1 pseudogene is annotated in these 446 nt (G+C 65.9%); it reads left to right on the top strand.

Going from position 1 to position 446, the window contains the following annotated elements:
- Nucleotides 1–446 (top strand): annotated as a pseudogene (locus tag EN807_RS32635) (transposase); the annotation flags it as partial.

Genomic DNA, 446 nt, shown 5'->3' with positions numbered 1-446 from the left:
CGCATGAAGCCTTCATCGTCGGGCTGATCGAGGAACGCAAGGACATCACGCTGAACGAGATGGTGGAGCGGCTGGTCGCCGAGCAGTCGGTGCGGATCAGCCGCAGCGCCTTGAGCGCCTGGCTTCGGGGCCACGGCTGGACATTCAAAAAAAGTCCGCGCACGCACTGGAGCAGGATCGCCCCGACGTGCTGAAGCGGCGCCGGGACTGGTTCGACGGCCAGCTCGATCTCGATCCGGCGAAGCTCGTGTTCATCGACGAGACCGGCCTCTCCACAAAGATGGCCCGCCTGCGTGGAAGAGCGCCGCGCGGCGAGCGTTGCCGGGCCGGCGTGCCGCATGGCCACTGGAAGACCACGACCTTCACCGGAGCACTGCGGCTGACGGGCATGACTGCGCCCTTCGTCTACGACGGCGCTATGAACGGCAACGTGTTCCTGGCCTATG

Source organism: Mesorhizobium sp. M5C.F.Ca.ET.164.01.1.1 (assembly GCF_004792125.1).
Lineage (GTDB): Bacteria > Pseudomonadota > Alphaproteobacteria > Rhizobiales > Rhizobiaceae > Mesorhizobium > Mesorhizobium wenxiniae.
Note: the sequence above shows the minus strand (reverse complement) of the source record. Positions and strands in the feature narration are given on the sequence as shown.